A 19502-nucleotide genomic window follows, 5' to 3' on the forward strand; every position below is an offset into this window, starting at 1 on the left:
CAGGCAGCAGGCAAAATAGTGCGTTTTCTGGTCACGAATACTCTCGACACTGACTGTATCGGTAAACGCTGGCTTCACTTAGCTGTCTAATCACTTCCTTCGTCGTTGAACGTAGTCGTGCGCAACGGTAGCTAGCTCTTAAGATAAATTATCCCTCAGTTGCCATCAAAAAGCTTTTGCGCAGTAACCGACGCAAACAATGGCGGCTAAAAACTGAGTTGCTGCTCGTCGTTGCCGGCGCGAAACAGCGCGCTTTGCTTTTTACCACCGCCATCCAAATTCACAATATTCATCTGGTCCTGAAAAGTATCCAGAAGTAAGCGGTGGCGCAGATAAATGGTAGTGGCAGGCTTGGGGGGCATTTTTACGGAGAAGTATACCCAGTGCGCATCCTTATCCTTTTCAACGCCCACAAAGCGGAGCGGCAAGGTTTCGCCGGGCTTCGTACCAAAGGCCACCGAGCGCTGCAGCAAAGCCGTGGTAAGGCTGGAAACCTGAGCTGGGGAAAGCTTGTCGAAAGTGACGGCACTGGGCTGGCCAGCGCTCAAGCCTTTCTCAAAATCATCGGTAAAGACTTTCAGCGCTACTTCCAGCTGCTGCTTTTTCGTATTGTACTGCACGTCCATGATGCTCGCGTGGTATGCATGCGCCATGGCGGCGACACTAAGCAGGCAAAAAGCGCAGAAAACAAGTAGTTGGCGCATAATCAGGAGGTTGTAAACAAAAATAGAACGAAGGCGTCCTTCGTTCTATCTAGGTAAATACGCGATAAATAAGTTCTAAAACAGCGTTTTGAACAAGTCGTTGAATATAACAAACACCATCAGGCTAAGCAGCAAAGCCATGCCTACCTTCTGCGAGTTCTCTAGAAACTTATCCGAAGGCTTACGACCCGATACCATCTCGTAGGTCAGAAACATCACGTGACCGCCATCAAGGGCTGGAATGGGGAGTAGATTCATAAAGGCCAGCACCATGGACAGCATGCCGGTCAGGGTCCAGAACTTAATCCAGTTAAAGGTGCCGCCGTAGGTTTGGGCAATGGCCATCGGGCCGCCCAAAGACTTGCTGGCCGATGCCTCACCCCGGAAAATCTTTCCAAACGCCTGCACCTGGTTGCTCACGATGCCAAACGCCTGCGAAGCGCCAGCCGGAATGGCTTCGATAAAGCTGTAATCCTTGGTCGAATATTGCAGCAACGACTTAGGCATAAAGCCCAGCGTTCCTTCCTCCTCCACGTTTGCGGTAAGCGTAATTGGCTTACTGTTGCGCTGTACGAGTAAGGCGGTAGCCTTACCAGCATTGTCTTTTAGAGCTTGCTGTAGCTCAGGGAAAAAGTTGATTTCCCGGGCGCCCACGCGCAGAATACGGTCGCCGGGCTGCAGACCTGCCTTAGCAGCGGCGCGGCCGGCTACTACTTCACCTACTTCAAATGGATTGAGCGGCTCCACGAAGCGCGCTGGATCGTTTTGATTATCAGAAAGGCGATCCATGAAGTCGCCGGGCAGCTTAATATCGAGTAGCTGGCCGTTGCGTTCCACGGTATAGTAGCTCTGGTTGCCCATCACCACTTCCGGGTCGTACACGTCATCGAACTGCTCGAAGGGGCGGCCGTTGATTTTCACAATTTTGTCGCCTTTGCGGAAGCCAATCTCCTCGCCCAACTTGCTGGGCACCACGCCAAAGCGTACTTCCGAAGCCGGCAGGTAGCTCTGTCCGTACTTGGCCGTCAGAATGGTAAAGATGAGAATGCCCGTGAGAACGTTGACAATAATGCCCCCCAGCATCACAATCAGGCGCTGCCAGGCTGGTTTCGCGCGAAACTCATAGGGCTGAGGCTCTTGGCTCATGGCCTCCGTGTCGAGCGACTCATCGATCATGCCGGTGATCTTAACAAAGCCCCCCAGCGGCACAGCGCCAATCATGTACTCGGTTTCGCCGATTTTTTTGCCGAACAATTTCGGTGGGAAGCCGATGGCGAATTTCTCTACCCGCATCCCAAACCACTTGGCCGATAGCATATGCCCCATTTCGTGCACGCCCACCAAAATCGTCAGCCCTAAAATGAGCTGCCCGGCCATTATCAGAATATCCAAAGCTTTTTGTTTTTACAGAGTTAAGGTAATCGGTAATCTACGCTGCTCATTGTCCGGCTGGCGGAACGCATAAAAGCGCAAGTCAAGCAGCACTCCGATGGTATTGCAACGAAGCGGTAGCGGTGGTTCGTTCCGCACAACTTTACTTAGAATGACACGGGGTTTTGAGTTAATGTTTTAAAAAATCTTGCGCCACGCGGCGCGTTTCCTGGTCAGTTTGCACATAGTCGTCCAACGCAGGCTCGGCAAGGTACGAAACCTTCGACAGGCAGTTTTCGACCAGGTCGGGCATTTGTAGAAACCCGATATCGTCGCGCAGAAAAGCAGCCACGGCTACTTCGTTGGCCGCGTTGAGAATACAAGGCGCATTTCCGCCCCGACGCATAGCTTCGAAAGCCAGCGGCAAGTTGCGAAATGTACTCTGATCGGGCTGCTCAAAGGTGAGTTGGGGATAATCGAGGAAGGAGAACCGCGGGTATTTGCTGGGCAAACGCTCGGGGTAGCCTAAAGCGTATTGAATCGGCAATTTCATATCGGGCAAGCCAAGCTGAGCTTTCAGCGAACCATCTTCGAACTGCACCAAGGAATGAATAATGCTTTGCGGATGCACGACTACTTCTATCTGGTCGTCGCGCAGGCCGAAGAGCCATTTGGCCTCAATCACCTCTAAACCCTTATTCATCAACGAAGCAGAGTCGATGGTAATTTTGGCCCCCATATCCCAATTGGGATGCTTGAGCGCCTGAGCCTTCGTCACGGCAGCCAGCTCCTGCATACTACGCCCCCGAAAAGGCCCCCAGATGCCGTGAGAATGATCTTCTCAATCGGGTTTTGCTCCTCTCCTACCAGACACTGAAAAATGGCCGAGTGCTCGGAATCCACCGGATACAGGCCCACGCTGTGTTCCTTAACTAAGCGCGTAATAAGCTGGCCGGCAACTACTAAGGTTTCCTTGTTGGCCAAAGCAATTGTTTTGCCCGCTTGAATAGCGTGCACAGTAGGCAGCAAGCCGGCGTAGCCCACCATGGCCGTAAGTACAATGTCAGTATCAGGGCGGCTGGCAATTTCCTCTAAGGCTGCAATACCCGCCAGCACTTCCGTTGGTTGGCCAGCCAACGCGCTTTTAACCGTCTGGTAGTGCTTTTCGTCGCCGATAACGACAGCGGCCGGTTGAAACTCCAGGGCCTGCTGAATTAATAAATCGGCATTGGAGTGGGCTGAAAGTGCCGAGACAGTAAAGCGGCCTGGCTGGGAGCGCACTACGTCCAAGGCCTGGGTACCGATGGAGCCTGTAGAGCCGAGTAGGGTAAGACGTTTGGGTGGGTGGGACATGCGAAGCGGTGACGTGGGTCAGCAAAGGTAAGCCGCGGTTTTAGTAAATAGGCCGTCATGCAGAGCGGTAACGAAGCATCTCGCCTGCTGATGGCTCAGTAGTAATCCGACGACCGTTAGCAAGATGCTTCGCTCCGCTCTGCATGACGGACTTTAGAAGACAATATTTTACTGTACTTCAATAATTCGCACCACCTTCCCATTGAACATTGCTTCCTCCCCTGCCCGCTTCCCGCTCAGCGCCACCGCTACGGGCGCCGCGGCCGACACGGCGAAGTAGTCTTTGCCATCTACGGCAAGCTTGCCGGCGCTGATGCTGATAAAAAAGCCCCCCATGCTCGTCTCAACCAGCGCACCGGGCCGCACCGAGTCGCAGGCTTGCTCGGGATTGATGCGCGCCAGCTCGGCTTGTAGGTTCTGGGCTTCGCGGAGCTGCACGGCGTTGCGGTTGCGCTCTTCTTGGGCCATGGCGCGGCCAGTTTCGTACTTGTCGCCGGCGCTACTTTTGGTTTCAGAGTTAGCCGATTCCTGGGCGGCTTGCATGGCTTGGGTGGCCGCAGCTATGCGCTGCTGAACGTAGGTGAGGCAAGCAGCGTGGAGGCGGGGTTTAATTAGCTGATTTGTGCCTGCCATATTATTTCAGAATTGTTTTCTACCTGCCAATTTAATAGCAGAAGCCCCAATTGATTTATTGACGCTACTTCTGTTAGTATCGCAAAGTCAAGTCTACATTGGTCAGGGTCAGGATAATTATTATCCGTAAGGATTTTTATAGCAGCGTGCCCTTGCGCATCATAGCAGTAAGCCTTGAGTAGTAAAGAATCTATGTAGAAACCCGTTGTACGAGCGTCGAACACGACATAATCTGAAATATCCTGGGGGAAATCTATAAGCTGTTTTCCAAAGCTTTTCCAGGTATCGACATCGCCATAGAAATGTATGTGAGTCTCAATTGTTCCTTTTGAAATAAGGACATCAAACGTACAGTCTCCATCATAATCCACACTGGCACTGATTCTTATCGTCCCCTGCTTCACTAGCCTATGCCTAATAGCCCATCCGCTAGCGCCCGGTCGTTGCTCAGGCGCGGCACTTTATTTTGCCCCCCAAGCTTGCCTAGGCTCTTCATGTACCGCTGAAATGCACCCTGCGGCAAGCTGGTAAGGCGAAGTGGGGCCAGAATATTGCCCCCCAATAGGTCATCGTAATATGTATTGCGGCGGCGCAGACCAGCATCAAGAGCGGCGGAGAAAGCGGCAACGTCGCGGGGCGGGCGGGCAAACTCTATCAGCCACTCGTGTTGAGAAGGCTCGTTGGGGTTGGTGCTTACGCGGGGCGCGACGGTGAACTCAACTACTTCCACCTCTGGAAATTGAGCCATGACTTCGCGCAACGTTTGTTCTACCTCTTCGCCAATAACGTGCTCGCCAAAAGCTGATAGGAAATGCTTGATGCGACCGGTTACCACCACGCGATGGGGCGAAAGGCTCACAAAGCGCACCGTGTCGCCGATGCTGTAGCCCCAGAGGCCAGCATTGGAGTTGAGCACTAGCGCGTATTGCTTATCAAGCTCCACGTCGGCAATAGTCAGGCGGGGCGGATTGGGTTCGAAGAAGCGTTCGGCGGGAATGAACTCGAAGAAAATGCCCGCGTCGAGCAAGAGTAGTAAGCCGGGATTGCCGGGTTCATCTTGAAATGCCAAAAAGCCTTCGGAAGCGGGAAACAGCTCGATGCTATCTACGGGGCGGCCAATGGTTTCGAAAAGCTTAGCACGGTACGGCTCGAAGTTGACGCCTCCGTACACGAAGAGGTCAAAATCCGGAAATATATCCTTGATCGGCCGGCCGGTGCGCTGCACGAGGCGGTCAAAATACATCTGTACCCACGGCGGAATACCCGAAATAAGACTCATCGGCTGATCTACCGTTTCATCTACAATACGGTCGAGCTTCTGCTCCCAATCCTCAATACAATTGGTAGTATAGTTCGGCAGTTGGCTGCGGCGCAGATAAGCCGGCACATGATGATTGGCAATGCCCGACAGGCGTCCCGTCCGAATCCCATTCACTATGCTCAGCTCCGGGCTACCGGAGAGAAACATCAGCTTTCCATCCAGAAACTGTGCTTTGCCGGTGCGGTGCACGTACGTAAGCAGAGCGTCGCGGGCGCCATTAATGTGATTGGGGATGCTGGCGTTGGTAATCGGAATATACTTGGTGCCGGAGGTAGTACCGCTGGTTTTGGCCAGATACAGGGGCCGACCAGGCCACAGCACATCCGCCTCACCTTCCTGCACTCGCTGAAAATAAGGAGATAGGGCCTCATAGTCGCGCACAGGTACTTGGCGAGCTAGGTCGTTGGAGCTGCTGATGCTGACAAGCTCATGGTCGCGGCCGAATGCAGTAGCATGGGCCTGACTAATTAGGCCAGCTAACACTCGCTTCTGCGTAGCTACTGGGTGGCGGAGCCACTGCTGATAGCGATGATGCAAAAGTGCGGCGAGGGGACGACTGAATGCGGCCTTGAGGGCCATAATTGAACAATAAAGATTTCTGAAATAGCTATGTATACGGAGTCAACACGTCGTACCGAGAAACACGTACGGATTTAAATAGAGTAAGTAGTAATCCAAAACTAAATACTCCGTTTAATTTATCAAAAACGCCAAATCAGCTCCATAACGAAGTAATAACTGCGACTATTGCTGCAAATTGCCCCCCAGCTTATTCAAATTTCTGTGCCACCACAACCCAACACGTATTTTATAGGTTGGTAGATAATACAACCCATTCTTTCACCCCTTACTCATCACATCATGGCAGATCATGCAGGCAAGGCCGTTTGGAACGGCGACCAGAAAGGCAGCGGTACGCTCACCACGCAGAGCGGCGCCCTGAATGCGCCGTATTCGGTGGGCAGCCGTTTTGAAGGCAAGCAAGGCACAAACCCTGAGGAGTTGGTAGGTGCAGCTCACGCAGGCTGCTACACGATGTTCCTAGCTATTCAGCTGAGCAAAGCCGGTGCGCAGGTACAGCAGCTCAACACCGAATCGAAGGTGACCATGGATACGGTGGATGGCAAGCCCAAAGTCACCAAAATCCACGTCACGACGGAAGGGCAGGTAACCGGTATATCGCCCGAAGACTTTCAAAAGCACGCTGAAGATGCCAAACTGAACTGCCCTATTTCGCAGCTTCTGCAAGCTGTGCCTGAGATGACGCTAAGCGCAAGCCTGAAGTAACTTCTGCCGATACTATTCCTTGCTGATTATTCAGCGGGTGAAAAGTACAACGCAACTAAAAACCGGTAAAGCCCCAAGCCTTGCCGGTTTTTAGTTTACTTTGCTTTTTGCTGAACTATCTATTCTTTCTATGCCCGCTACTTCTACCCGCATTCGTCTCCAACCAGCCAACACCTCACGAGTTCCGTTCTGGGGCCAAGTGCTCATTGCCTGCTTCTGGATTGCCTACACCTTGTTTTCTATGTCATCGGATGATGGCGTAAACGACTACCACTTTCTGCACTGGGTGTTTCTCGTGTTTAGCCTAATCTACCTGGGTTACGTGCTGGTACATAATGCGCCCATATTTGGCACCCAGAGCTACCTGGAGTTTACGCCCGGCTACATTGTGCACAAGGGCGGTTTGTTTCGGGCCAAGCAGGCCTTCGCTGCCGAGGATATCGCCAGCCTAGATTTTGTGGCGCAGCAGCTGCGGATCAAACTCAAAGCCGGCGACCAGTATAATCTGAGCATGCGCGAGGTAAGAGGTGCCCGCCGCAAACGCACCCTGCGCGACCAGGTTCGCACTTTTGCCCAGCAGCACCAAGTACCTCTGCGCGAAACACAGCCCAATGCCTAGCTATTCGTTGTAGCCAAAAAAGCCCCCCAGACTAAATCTGGGGGGCTTTTTTATACCTGGAATTAAAGCTCAGGATTATTTACCGGCGAATTTCTTACGTAGCTCCGCAATCGTGCTGCGGAAGCTTTTGTCGCTATCAATTAGGTCCGATACCGTTTGAACAGAATGAATAACGGTGCTATGGTCGCGGCCGCCGAAGTTGTGGCCAATGCTTTTTAGTGAGTGACTAGTGTGCTCCTTCGCAAAATACATTGCCACCTGCCGCGCCGTCACGACTTCTTTCTTGCGGGTTTTGGCCTTCAGTAATTCCACTGGAATGCTGAAGTACTCGGCTACTGTTTTTTGAATGAAGTCGAGGTTTACTTCGGCCTCTACTTCCTCAATAATGTGCCGCAACGCCTGCTTAGCCATTTCCAGGTCAATCTCGCGGCGGTTGAGGCTACTTTGAGCCACTAGCGAAATCAAGACGCCTTCCAGCTCGCGCACGTTGGTGTTTACGGAGTGCGCCAAATATTCCACAACCTGCGGCGGGATATCGATGCCATCCTGCTGCATTTTGTTTTGAATAATGGCCATCCGCGTCTCAAAATCTGGGCTCTGTAAGTCGGCTGTCAGTCCCCACTTAAAGCGAGACAAAAGCCGATCTTCCAGCCCGTTGAGGTCGCGTGGCGGCCGGTCGGAGGTCATTACAATCTGACGTCCGGCTTGGTGCAGGTGATTAAAGATGTGAAAGAACATCTCCTGCGTTTTATCCTTACCCGACAAAAACTGCACGTCGTCCAGAATCAGCGTATCGACCAGCAGGTAGAAGTTGGCAAAGTCCTGCACACCATTATTGCGCAGGCTTTCGATGAACTGGTTCGTGAACTTCTCCGCCGACACGTAGAGTACAAACTTATCGGGCGTCGTAGCTTTGATGTGATTGCCGATGGCTTGCACCAAATGTGTTTTGCCCAAGCCTACACCTCCATAAATCATCAGCGGATTAAAGCTCGTGGTTCCCGGCTTATTGGCCACGGCCAAACCCGCCGAGCGAGCCAAACGGTTACAGTCGCCCTCGATGTAGTTCTCGAAGGAATACGTATGGTTGAGCTGCGACTTCAGGTAATTCCGGTCAATTCCCTTTGCGGCCTCGAAGGGGTTTCGTAGCGTGTCCGGATTGGCAGGCGCATTTGCAGCGGCGGCAACATTTCGGGCCGACGCAGTTTGAGCGCTCGCTGCCACCTGGGCAACGCTATTATTGCCGGGAGTTGGATATGCGGCCTTGCGCGCCGTCGGAATATTTACCGTCCGCGGCTTCGACTGGCCGTTGCCTTGGTCCACGACGATGCTGTATTCCAAGCGACCCTCGTGGCCAAGCTCTTGGTAGATGCTTTTCTTAAGCACATCCACATAATGCTCTTCCAGCCATTCATAAAAGAACTGGCTGGGCACCTGAATAATCAGGACATTATGATGAAGCTGCACCGGCACGATGGGTTCGAACCAAGTGCGGAAGCTCTGCTCACCAATGTTTGCCTTGATGACGCGAAGACAGTTAGCCCATACGGTTTGGCAATCCTTCAACATCAACAATATAGGGCAAAAGCAACGGGTGCAGGGTAGGAAATGAGGATCAGAGCACGGGGCAACCGAGCCCCGGTTTTTATAGGGGGAGACAAAAATGTGGAAAAGTCAGGACACAAAAAAACGCTTGACTCCTTGCTTTTGTCAGGCAGTTCGCACGGGTACCACCGAAGCAGACGCCACCGCAGGCCGCCGCGACTTACGCTCGAACTCATAGTCTATACGGCCGAGGTTAATTCCCGACCAACCGACCTGGTTAATCAACGTTCGGTGGCCATTCGGGCCGTCAATTGGAACTGGCGCATCGAGGAAGGTGTGGGTATGGCCACCTAAAATCAAGTCGATGCCAGCTACCTGCGCAGCTAATTTATGGTCATCAACTTTTTCACTTTTATACTGATATCCTAAGTGCGATAGGCAAATAACCAAATCGCAACGCTCCGCTTCACGCAAGCGGGCCACGGTAGTGCGGGCCGTCGCGATGGGGTCGAGATACACAGTCTTGCCAAAGTTTTTATCGGCTACCAAACCCGCCATCTCAATGCCCAACCCAAAGACGCCAATGCGATGTCCGGCTTTTGTGAACACCTTGTAGGGCTGAAAACGACCAGCCAGCGGTGTTTGTGAGAAATCGTAGTTGGCTATTAGAAAAGGGAAGTTCGCGTTAGGCAGCTGCTTCGCCAGGCCTTCCAGGCCATTGTCAAAATCATGATTGCCCAACGTACCGGCATCATAGCCCATCTGCGACATCAGCTTGAACTCCAGCTCTCCCTCGAAGAAGTTGAAGTACGGCGTGCCCTGAAATACGTCGCCAGAGTCGAGCAGCAGCACGTTAGGCTCCTGCGCCCGAATTTGCTGAATCAGCGAAGCGCGCCGCGCCATGCCACCCATTCCTGCAAACTGCCCACTGCCCTCCGGAAACGGCTCAATGCGCGAATGCATGTCATTGGTATGCAGAATGGTGAGGCGCGAGCCTTTGGCATCGGCAGCCAGCGCTGGCACACCCAGTAGGCTTAAGCTAGCGGCACCAAGGGTCGAATTTTTAAGGAAGTCGCGACGGTTCATGCTTCTGATGTGCTAATGGTTGCTGGGCTAACAAATACTAAATTGAGATGGTGCTAAGCTGCGTATTAGCGCACCCGGCCCTCTACTTTGGCCTCCACAGGCTTGCCTTCTTTGGTAAGCTGACGAATGTGGTCAGCAATGGCATTGCGCAACAATACGCCAGTACCGCGGGGCTTAATGGTTTTGAAAAATACCATATTATCGCCGCCACCAGCCAGATAATCGGAAATAGCGACGGTATACGTGCTGGCTGGATTGAGCGGCTTGCCCCCGATTAGAATACTGGTTGCTTTTCCATCGGCGCCCACAGTATAGGTAGCACCCGAAATAGCCATTTTGATACGAGCGGAATAGTCAAATAGCTGCTGCATTACGGACCCTGGAGCGTCCAACACGACCAGCTCATTTTCGAAGGGCATGAGTTCAAAAATGCCCCCCAGCTTAATTGGTCCAGCGGGGATCTCGGCGCGCAGGCCGCCATTTGTTATCACACCCACATCAATTGGGGTGCCCATAACGGCGCTGGCTCGCTGCCGCTGAATATCGGCTATAAAGTTCGCCAGTGGCGATTCGCCCGAGTTCTTTTTAAGAGCTACCGGCGCTGTGCCAATCACTTCTGCCATCTGCTGCGTCACCTTCTGCTGATAGGGCTCAATGAGAGCCGCTATTTTGGGGTCGGGGGGCAAAGTCTGGCCTACGGGCTGAGCCGTGGTGGGAGCCAACGCGGGCTTGGCTACGTAAGCCGCCCGCTGACAGGCTGGCGTTACAGCAACGGCGAGAAACAGACCAAGGCTAGCGACACGGGAGCGGAGAAAGTGCATAGAAACAGCAAAAGGCGAAGAGACGGATTGCAAAGATAACGCTGGTCTTTGGGCTTTTGCCCCAACCCATTGCGACATCTCGGCAACTTTGTTTGTCTGCTTCGCCTTTTGCTGTTTGAACCGCTATTTGCCTATCGTATATCCAACTAAAACCGACGTGGTAGTAGCACCAGAGAGGATTCCGGATTCGCTCAAGCTATCCATCATATCCAATCGGGCTTCCAGCTGAAAAGTACCCACCTTGCCGGCGGGCAGAAGTAACCCAGCACCCAGCACTCCGCCGAAGTTACTGGGGCGCAAATCAATCTCCCGACTGCTAGGAGCAGGTGGCGATGCAACATCGTAAGTAGTAGTTAGAACAGCGTTGCTCTTAATATGAGCAGCAAGTTGCGGCCCAGCCTGAATAAACGGCCTGATGGCACCCGTAGCCCGGGCATAGCGTAGAAGCGCCACTAGGTGCAGACTCGTCACATCAACTTCCAGATTACGTTGAGCCCGCTGAGTAAGAAAGGGTCCACTACCCGGACGTGTATATTGCAGTTCGGTTGACTGCTTTGAATACAGCCCCTCTACGCGCATTGACAGCTTCTCATTGAAGCGTGCTGGCGCAAAGTCCAAGCCGATGCCCATGAGAGGACCCACGGTGGAGCTCATCTTCTCCTCACCTTCGTCGTTAAAGGTGAAAGCACTCCGTTGGGCTCCTACTAACAGACCAGCTTTGAAGCGGCCGGCACGAGGTGCGGCAACTTGCGCTGGTGCTCCGGTAGCGCAATTATTGTAGCTATTCACCAGCTTCGTCAGCTGAGACTCTACTAACTCTGCACGCCCTAGTTGGGCCTGAACTGCTGGGCAACCAGCCAACGTCGTATTTAATACGTTTCGAAAGGGGTACGAGCGAACTTTTACTTTCTGGACACCACTAGGGCTTGATTTAGATACAATGGTATCTTTTTGAATTAGCTCGACTACTGATGCAGCTTCGCTTTGTACATAGAAGTGACGTTGGTCATCGCTGTCAACCAAGGTTAGCAGTGATACTTTGCCGGAGGCTAGTATTTCGAAGAAGGCAGCGCGGGCAGGAGCCGCAGGCGTAGGTTGGCTTAAGTATTTGGTACCTTGCTTGAACCCGTAGCCGCGCAGCTGTTCCGGCTGATATTCAACCACAGCAGCCTGAGCATCAGAACGAAACCGGCATAACAAGGCACTGCGCTGCGCACCTTGATAGGCGACAAGGCCAGAAACCGTATCGCCAGCCGCTTGCACGATATAGCCAGCACGGAAATCAGATTGGGCAACGGCTGATATAGAAGCGGTTGACAAAAGCAGTAAAAACCCTAAAGATTTAATCATGTAAATAGTGAAAGTGAGAAAGGAAGAAGCCTAGATTATAGAAGCCGCCAAAGCCGGATGCCGCGCGCCGCCGTACAAACAACTTGCCTAATTCGCCATTATTAGCCCGATGGGGTATCTTTATCCCGCATTCCTCATCGGAATGATAGGCTTTTCACCACTCCCGTATGGCCGATATCCCACGTCCGGCACCTGTTTCTTTTCCCGAGTTTCAACCCGTCAGTACGGAGGCCTGGCAGGAGCGCATCCGCCGCGACCTGAAGGGCGCTGACCCTGCCGCGCTGCTGTGGCACACGAGTGAAGGGTTTGATGTACAGCCGTTTTATCACCAAGAGGCGCTAGAATCGTTAGGAGCCTTGCCCTCTCCTCTCCTACCGCAGCAGGCCGCTCCCAATCGCGCCTGGCGCAACGTACCGGTGGTGCGCGTAGCAGCCCAAAATAGCGGTCATGAGGCTGTAGATCAAGCTCGGATAAGCCTGGACCGTGGAGCCGATGGCGTGCATTTTATTTTCTCTGACGATGCCAGCGCCTTCGACGTAGACTACCTCCACAGCTTCCTGCCGCTCGGTACTACCTTCATCGGGTATTCGGTGCCGCACCACTCCACCAGCTTGCTGCGTCGGCTCCTGGACGCCAGCAAGGAGCTGGGGGGCTTTTTGGTGACTGAGCCTCTCACCCATTATTCTACAAACTTTTCCAGCCACTTACCCGAACTGCGGACGGCAATAAAGCTGACGCAGCATCTGCCTGATTTTAAGGCGCTGACAATTGATGCCGGCTTTTTTGGTAATCGAGGGGGCACCAATACCCAGCAGATTGGCTACGCGTTGAATGTGGCGGCAGCTTATCTGCAAGCCCTTCCTACTAAGGATCTGAGTGTGGCTGACGTGGCGGCGGCTATGCAACTGCACTTGGCAGTAGGGACCAGTTACTTCCTGGAAATTGCCAAGCTTAGAGCCATGCGGCGACTGTGGGCTACGCTATTGCATGCCTTCCATTTGCCCCCCAGCCTAGCGGGCACACTACGAATTCATACCAGCACGTCGTCGTGGCTGCAAACAACCCTTGATCCGCACACCAACCTATTACGCTTCACAACAGAAGCCATGGCAGCCGTATTAGGCGGCGCTACCTCGCTCACCGTAGCCCCATTCGACAGCTTGTACCGCGAACCGGGTGAGTTTTCGGAGCGACTGGCGCGCAACTTATCTATTATTCTGCGGGAGGAATCCCAGTTGGGCCGCGTGACCGATCCCGCGGCCGGCTCCTACTACCTCGAAACGCTCACCGACACCCTGGCCCGCGAAGCATGGGCGCTTTTCCAAGCCACAGAAGCCAAAGGTGGCTTTCCCAAAGCTTGGGGCAGCGTGTTGGAAGAGCTACGCACAGTTAGCCGCCAGCAGTTTCACCGCATAGCCACCGGCGAGCAGGTGATAGTAGGGAGCAACCGCTTCACGCAAGCCGAGGAGGAGTTTGAGTTCGATCCTAAAAAGCTCCTGCGCAGCCGCAGCTTCGATACTACCCGCGCTACGTATCCCACGGAAGTATTGCGGTTGGTAACGGCTATGCATTTTAAGCGGCAGTTGCAGCAGAATCAGCGGGCGGCGGTGGTACTCTTGGGTCAGGATGCGAACCAGGCCATTCTCGAATCTTTCCTCAAAACTCTTTCACCGGAAGAACGGGTTTCCTTAGCGCTCCCCGAGACACCGGATGATACCTTGTCGGTGCTGTTTTCCACGCCCGAAACGGCGACCCTGATGTACGCTACCGTGGAGCAGTATCACGCTCTTGCCCGTGAAGTATCCGCCCCTGATGCTGCTGACCTGTCAATTCACTTGCCTACTTTGCTATCCAGCGATGTGGCCACCATGCAGGCTGCCATTCAGCGCCACGGCTTCCAAGAACTTAGTGTAAATAGCTATAAAACCGACGATATCCTCGCCCGATTGCAGGGAAAAACGTAGGATCACTCCTTGTAAAACAGCTTGCTGAAGTAACTATTACCCGAGTAATCCTCGACTAAACACCCCAGGCCACCCAATCTATCCTCCATTCATGAAGCCTGATTTTTCCCGTATTCCGTACGATGCAGCGCCGTTGCCGCCCGCTCCGGCTACGCCCACCGAAACGCCGACGCCCGAACAGATTCCGCTCCGTAGCTATTACACAGCCCACGATGTGGCCGGCCTCGATCATATGGGTTTCGGTGCGGGTGTGGCGCCTTATCTGCGTGGGCCTTACGCTACCATGTATGTGCAAAACCCGTGGACTATCCGGCAATACGCAGGGTTTTCTACGGCTGAGGAAAGCAATGCTTTCTACCGTCGCAACCTAGCTGGGGGGCAAAAAGGGCTTTCGGTTGCCTTCGATTTGGCTACGCACCGCGGCTACGACTCCGACCACCCGCGCGTGGAGGGCGATGTAGGCAAAGCAGGCGTCGCCATCGACTCGGTGGAGGACATGAAGATTCTCTTCGACCAGATTCCGCTGGATCAGATGTCGGTGTCGATGACTATGAATGGGGCCGTGCTCCCGATCATGGCCTTTTACATTGTGGCGGCTGAGGAGCAGGGGGTGAGTCCAGAGAAGCTGGCGGGCACCATTCAGAATGACATTCTGAAGGAGTTTATGGTGCGCAACACCTACATCTATCCGCCCGCTCCGAGCATGCGCATCATTGCCGACATATTTGCCTACACGGCTAAGCATATGCCGCGCTTCAACTCCATCAGCATCAGCGGCTACCATATGCAGGAAGCCGGTGCTACCGCCGATCTGGAGCTGGCCTACACCCTTGCCGATGGGCTGGAATACGTACGCGCTGGTCTCGCCGTGGGCATGGACGTGGACCAATTTGCCCCCCGCCTTTCCTTTTTCTGGGCAATTGGCATGAACCACTTCATGGAAATTGCCAAGCTGCGCGCCGGGCGGCTGTTGTGGGCCAAACTCATGCAGCAATTTGCCCCCCAGAATCCTAAATCGTTGGCTTTGCGCACCCACTGCCAGACTTCGGGCTACTCGCTTACAGAACAGGATCCGTTTAATAACGTGGCGCGCACCTGCATTGAGGCATTGGCCGCAGCCTTGGGCGGCACACAAAGTTTGCACACCAATGCGCTGGATGAAGCCATTGCCTTGCCCACCGATTTCTCGGCCCGCATTGCCCGCAATACGCAGCTTTACCTCCAGCACGAAACCGATACTACCCGCGTCGTAGACCCGTGGGGTGGCTCGTATTATGTCGAAAGCCTTACTCACCAACTCGCCGACAAAGCCTGGGCGCTGATTCAGGAAGTAGAAGAGTTGGGCGGCATGGCCAAGGCTATCGAGACTGGTCTGCCTAAAATGCGCATTGAAGAAGCGGCTGCCCGGAAGCAGGCACGTATCGACTCAGGCAAGGAAATCATTGTGGGCGTCAATAAATACCGCCCCACTGAAGAGCACAAAATCGATGTACTCGACATTGATAATGCCGCTGTACGGGAGGCCCAGCTTGCTCGACTAGCCACCATCAAAGCTGAACGCGATACTGCTGCTGTACAAGCAACGTTAGAAGCTCTAACAAACGCAGCTCGCAGTGGCTCCGACAACCTGTTGGCGCTGGCCGTGCAAGCCGCCCGCGTACGCGCTACGCTTGGCGAAATCTCAGATGCCTTAGAGAAAGTATATGGCCGCCATCAGGCTACTATTCGAGCTATTTCGGGCGTTTATTCCGCAGAACTGGATTACGACGCTGAGTTTCAGCGCACCCGTGAAATGGCCGATGAGTATGCCAAGCTCGAAGGTCGTCGGCCACGTATTCTGGTGGCCAAAATGGGCCAAGATGGCCACGACCGCGGCTCCAAAATCATTGCTACGAGCTTCGCTGATGTGGGCTTCGATGTAGACATTGGCCCCTTATTCCAAACTCCGGCCGAGGTAGCCCGCCAAGCTACCGAAAACGATGTACACGTGGTAGGCGTAAGTAGTTTAGCAGCTGGCCACAAAACCCTGATCCCGCAATTGATAGAAGAATTGAAAAAGCTTGACCGCGCGGATATTCTGGTTATTGCAGGTGGCGTTATTCCGGCTCAGGATTATGAATTTCTATTCCAGGCTGGAGTAGCGGGTGTGTATGGCCCGGGAACGGTAATTGCGGTAGCAGCCCAAGAAATCTTGCATAAGTTGAAAGAACAGTAAAAATTGCTAGTAACTCACGACTTAAGCATAGATTTTCCGTAGTCTAGCTGCTAGTACAGGATAAATGCATATCCTGTATTAGCAGCCAAAGGAGATTACTAGCGTTTACTTAAATTTAACTCTGTTAGACCATACGCCAATAGTTGCAATGTGAGGCTTTAGCCCGCTTAGTTTCTAATTGAAAAAATACTTAAATAATACAACTGAACAGCTTTTGTTAAGTATTTCCCTCATTAATTTGGTTTATCTATATACTAACAAGGATTTTAATAGGATTAAATTAACATTAAAGCATACATTGCATTACTAACGGTTTAGCCTAAGTTCTTACAATTAACCTGATGAAATCTCAGCTACGAAATACTTTAGCCCGAATTTATCGCTCCAGTGAGCGTGTAGTACGGGAGAACTTACATCTGTACGATTCGGAGGATAAGCTAATAGCCGATTCTCAGCACTATTGGGAAGGTATTGATCGGGAGTATATTCCTGGCAATGCGCACTGGCGCGGCAAAGGTATATTCACCAATGACGATGAGCGGTGGCTTAAGATGGGCCGGCATAATTATGAGATGTATCGCCGCTTAGCTGGCGTGGCAACCCTTGACAACCAACCGGCCCGCATCGTAGACTGGGGCTGCGGCGGCGGAGCAAATGCTGTGCACTTTGCTCCCGGGTCGAGCTGCTACTATGGCACTGATATTACTGCTGCCAGTGTGAATGAGTGTCAGAAGCAATTAACTCAGGAAGGCTACCACAACTTCGTTCCTGTGCAATTTGAAGCGGGTACCCCCGAAACGGTTCTGAGCGTTATTAAAGAGCCTGTTGATCTGTTTTTCTCCACTTACGTTTTTGAGATTTTCCCAACCAAGGCATACGGCACCCGCGTGCTGGACATTGCTTACAAACTGTTGAAGCCGGGTGGGCAGGCGTTTATTCAAATTCGCTACGCCGACAACACTCCTATCAGCCAGCCACACCGTTGGGGCTATGCGCAAAACCTGCCTCACATGGTAACCTATCGTATTGAGGAGTTTTGGGAAAATGCGATCAGCTGTGGCTTTGCGCCACAACTTGTTACCCTTGAAATTGAGCAGGAAGTAAAGCTTGGACGGCGCTATGCCTACTATTTGCTGACAAAGCCAGCTTAAAGGCTTCGTAGTTCTGAAAGACTGCTACCCAGAGAAAGAAAAAGAGAGCGTCCGTGTCTAACAAAGTGTTAGACGCGGACGCTCCCTTTTTAGATCAGGTATTAGTTGAGACTGATACTACAAGGTATAGCTCTTATCGCGGCAATACGTCACGCCGATCCTTTCGTAGCATATTATCAAGGCTCCAAGGTCCGGAGCCTTGCGCGGCGATATACAGAAACAAGAAGCAGTACACAACCGCTAGCTCTCCCTGATTGATAATAGGAAGGCTTGCTTGCGGTGCGTGGGCCATAAAGTAAGCCACCGCCATAGTGCCACTGGCAATAAAAGCAGCAATGCGCGTCAGGAAACCAAAGGCAATAAGGAGGCCACCAACCAGCTCTATTATTCCGGCAAGGCCCATGAGCGAAGCAATTTCCACGGGCGGTTTATCACCGGGAAATCCTAGCAGCTTCTGGCTGCCATGCATCGCGAAAAGTAAGCCTACCACAATACGAAGCAAGGCATAAATGTGGGGGGCAAATCTGGCTAAGCTGTCCATAAGTGGAATATGTATACCCTCAGTATTGGCTTCAGCACGAACGTGTCGGAAGCAATTTCGGGTTATACGGCGAATAGACAGTAAAGTGGCTCAACAGTTATTGCAGCAGTTGCAAAGCCTCCTCATTGCCCTGCTGCACAGCCAGATCTAGTGCGGTAAGGCCCCTGATATCCCGAATGGTAGTATCGGCGCCGGCGTCGAGCATGAGTTTCACGAGTTTGTTGCGCCCAAATAGCGTGGCAAACATCAGCGCGGTACCTCCATTGCCATTTTGTAGGTTCAGATCGGCGCCATTCGCTATTAGCAGGCTGGCCACCTCGGCGTGGCCTTTGAAGCAGACACCCATCAGGGCATTGTTGCCGCCAGCATCCTGCACATCCACATCAGCGCCCGCCTCAAGCAAAAGCTGAACAGCTTCCAGTTGATCATCGTAGGCAGCTACGATTAGTGGAGTGAAGCCTTTCCCATTCACCGTATTCACGTCGATGTTGGTGGCAATCAGTTCTTTCAGATAAGCAACATCGCCCCGGCGGGCAGCATCAAACAATAAATCTTCGGGGCGGGCAGAGGAAAATGACATATGGGCAATAAGTGAGTTGTAAGAAAAGGCACGAAGTCAATACGATTGCAGCGCCAAGTTGGCTGACGCCATCAGAAGCGTCCATCTCGGCTGACAACCGTAAAGATTAACATACAAAATAAACGCTCACTGGTTTAAAGCCTCTCACTTTATACTCAACACAAGAATGGATCTGCAACTCACGAATAAAATTGCTTTAGTAACTGGCTCTACCGCTGGCATCGGCTTGGCTATTGCCCAACAGCTGGCAGCAGAAGGCGCGCACGTCATCCTTACAGGTCGTACCGAAGCCCGGATTCAGGCAGCCACGTCGGCTATTTTGGCCCAAACACCTACAGCCCAAGTGCGCGGCGTAGCCGTCGACTTTGGGCGCGCCGACGAAATACAGCACTTGCTGCATGAAGTACCCACAGTGGATATCTTGGTGAACAACGTCGGCATTTTTGCCCCCCAGGAGTTCGCTGATATCACTGATGAGGATTGGATGCGATTTTTTGAAATAAACGTAATGAGCGGGGTGCGGCTGTCGCGCCAGTATTTCCCGCTTATGGTTGCTCAGAATTGGGGGCGCATTCTATTTATTTCCAGCGAGTCGGGCCTGCAGATTCCGCAGGAAATGATTCATTACGGCACCACCAAAACGGCCCAACTTGGCGTGGCTCGTGGTCTGGCCGAACTGACCAAAGGCACCAATGTAACGGTAAACTCCGTGCTGCCTGGCCCCACGGCTTCCGAGGGCGTAGAGGACTTTCTACAAAAATTATCGGCTGAAGGGAAATCGAAGGAAGAAGCTGAGCATGATTTCTTTCAGAACGACCGGCCCTCATCCTTGCTTCAGCGCTTTGCCACGCCGGAGGAAGTAGCCAATATGGTGGTGTACTTGGCTAGTCCGCTCGCCTCGGCTACGAATGGGGCTTCCGTACGGGTAGATGGCGGCGTGATACGGAGCATTGGCTAGAGC

17 protein-coding genes and 1 pseudogene are annotated in these 19502 nt (G+C 52.8%); 6 read left to right on the forward strand and 12 right to left on the reverse strand.

Annotated features, from left to right (window positions below):
- Positions 1-206: 206 nt before the first annotated feature.
- From G7064_RS07515 to G7064_RS07540, 6 genes and pseudogenes are all read right to left on the reverse strand, one after another.
- Positions 207-704, reverse strand: a complete 498-nt coding sequence (locus tag G7064_RS07515; protein WP_166073110.1) for a DUF6702 family protein — start codon at positions 702-704, stop codon at positions 207-209.
- A gap of 75 nt (positions 705-779) precedes the next feature.
- Positions 780-2096 (reverse strand): RIP metalloprotease RseP, encoded by a 1317-nt coding sequence (rseP, locus tag G7064_RS07520; protein WP_133271895.1) that lies wholly within the window; start codon positions 2094-2096, stop codon positions 780-782.
- Positions 2097-2265: 169 nt separating this feature from the next.
- Positions 2266-3428, reverse strand: a pseudogene (locus G7064_RS07525) (1-deoxy-D-xylulose-5-phosphate reductoisomerase).
- Between the two features lie 168 nt (positions 3429-3596).
- Entirely contained in the window at positions 3597-4061 is a 465-nt protein-coding gene (locus tag G7064_RS07530) for a 3-oxoacyl-ACP synthase (protein WP_166073111.1), read from the reverse strand.
- Positions 4040-4465, reverse strand: a complete 426-nt coding sequence (locus G7064_RS07535; RefSeq protein WP_166073112.1) for a hypothetical protein — start codon at positions 4463-4465, stop codon at positions 4040-4042. The genes G7064_RS07530 and G7064_RS07535 overlap by 22 nt, the downstream gene beginning before the upstream one ends.
- Positions 4465-5961 carry a GH3 auxin-responsive promoter family protein gene (locus G7064_RS07540; RefSeq protein WP_166073113.1) on the reverse strand — a complete coding sequence of 499 codons (1497 nt, stop codon included), beginning with the start codon at positions 5959-5961 and terminating at the stop codon, positions 4465-4467. Before G7064_RS07540 ends, G7064_RS07535 begins: the two co-directional genes overlap by 1 nt.
- Positions 5962-6243: 282 nt before the next feature.
- Between G7064_RS07540 and G7064_RS07545 the strand changes: the two genes are divergently transcribed.
- Complete coding sequence (locus G7064_RS07545) at positions 6244-6669, forward strand: OsmC family peroxiredoxin (protein WP_166073114.1); 426 nt, start codon at positions 6244-6246, stop codon at positions 6667-6669.
- Between the two features lie 130 nt (positions 6670-6799).
- Positions 6800-7288, forward strand: a complete 489-nt coding sequence (locus G7064_RS07550; protein WP_133271889.1) for a hypothetical protein — start codon at positions 6800-6802, stop codon at positions 7286-7288.
- A 75-nt stretch (positions 7289-7363) separates the two neighbouring features.
- Here the strand turns inward: G7064_RS07550 and dnaA are convergent, their stop codons facing one another.
- The 4 genes from dnaA to G7064_RS07570 all read right to left on the reverse strand — a co-directional run bounded on the left by dnaA (position 7364) and on the right by G7064_RS07570 (position 12090).
- The gene (gene dnaA / locus G7064_RS07555; RefSeq protein ID WP_166073115.1) at positions 7364-8857 is read right to left on the reverse strand and encodes a chromosomal replication initiator protein DnaA; all 1494 of its coding nucleotides are present in this window, start codon (positions 8855-8857) and stop codon (positions 7364-7366) included.
- A 141-nt stretch (positions 8858-8998) separates the two neighbouring features.
- On the reverse strand, positions 8999-9919 hold the full coding sequence (locus tag G7064_RS07560; protein WP_166073116.1) for a bifunctional metallophosphatase/5'-nucleotidase: 921 nt from the start codon (positions 9917-9919) through the stop codon (positions 8999-9001).
- A 65-nt stretch (positions 9920-9984) separates the two neighbouring features.
- A complete protein-coding gene (locus G7064_RS07565; RefSeq protein ID WP_166073117.1) occupies positions 9985-10740 on the reverse strand; it encodes a 5'-nucleotidase C-terminal domain-containing protein in 756 nt (251 codons plus the stop codon).
- Between the two features lie 123 nt (positions 10741-10863).
- Positions 10864-12090, reverse strand: a complete 1227-nt coding sequence (locus G7064_RS07570) for an outer membrane beta-barrel protein (RefSeq protein WP_166073118.1) — start codon at positions 12088-12090, stop codon at positions 10864-10866.
- Between the two features lie 167 nt (positions 12091-12257).
- On the opposite strand from G7064_RS07570, the gene G7064_RS07575 reads away from it, so the two are divergent.
- The 3 genes from G7064_RS07575 (at position 12258) to G7064_RS07585 (ending at position 17420) form a co-directional block, all read left to right on the forward strand.
- Positions 12258-14054, forward strand: a complete 1797-nt coding sequence (locus G7064_RS07575) for a methylmalonyl-CoA mutase family protein (protein WP_166073119.1) — start codon at positions 12258-12260, stop codon at positions 14052-14054.
- 91 nt (positions 14055-14145) lie between these two features.
- Entirely contained in the window at positions 14146-16269 is a 2124-nt protein-coding gene (gene scpA / locus G7064_RS07580) for a methylmalonyl-CoA mutase (protein ID WP_166073120.1), read from the forward strand.
- 341 nt (positions 16270-16610) lie between these two features.
- Complete coding sequence (locus G7064_RS07585; protein WP_166073121.1) at positions 16611-17420, forward strand: class I SAM-dependent methyltransferase; 810 nt, start codon at positions 16611-16613, stop codon at positions 17418-17420.
- A gap of 133 nt (positions 17421-17553) precedes the next feature.
- On the opposite strand, the gene G7064_RS07590 is transcribed toward G7064_RS07585, so the two are convergent.
- Both G7064_RS07590 and G7064_RS07595 read right to left on the reverse strand, forming a co-directional pair.
- Complete coding sequence (locus tag G7064_RS07590) at positions 17554-17961, reverse strand: DoxX family protein (protein ID WP_133271880.1); 408 nt, start codon at positions 17959-17961, stop codon at positions 17554-17556.
- Between the two features lie 97 nt (positions 17962-18058).
- Positions 18059-18541, reverse strand: coding sequence for an ankyrin repeat domain-containing protein (locus G7064_RS07595; protein WP_133271879.1), 483 nt, complete (start codon positions 18539-18541; stop codon positions 18059-18061).
- A gap of 166 nt (positions 18542-18707) precedes the next feature.
- On the opposite strand from G7064_RS07595, the gene G7064_RS07600 reads away from it, so the two are divergent.
- Positions 18708-19499, forward strand: a complete 792-nt coding sequence (locus G7064_RS07600) for an SDR family NAD(P)-dependent oxidoreductase (RefSeq protein ID WP_166073122.1) — start codon at positions 18708-18710, stop codon at positions 19497-19499.
- The last annotated feature ends 3 nt before the right edge of the window (positions 19500-19502 follow it).

Source organism: Hymenobacter sp. HDW8 (genome assembly GCF_011305775.1).
GTDB lineage: Bacteria > Bacteroidota > Bacteroidia > Cytophagales > Hymenobacteraceae > Hymenobacter > Hymenobacter radiodurans.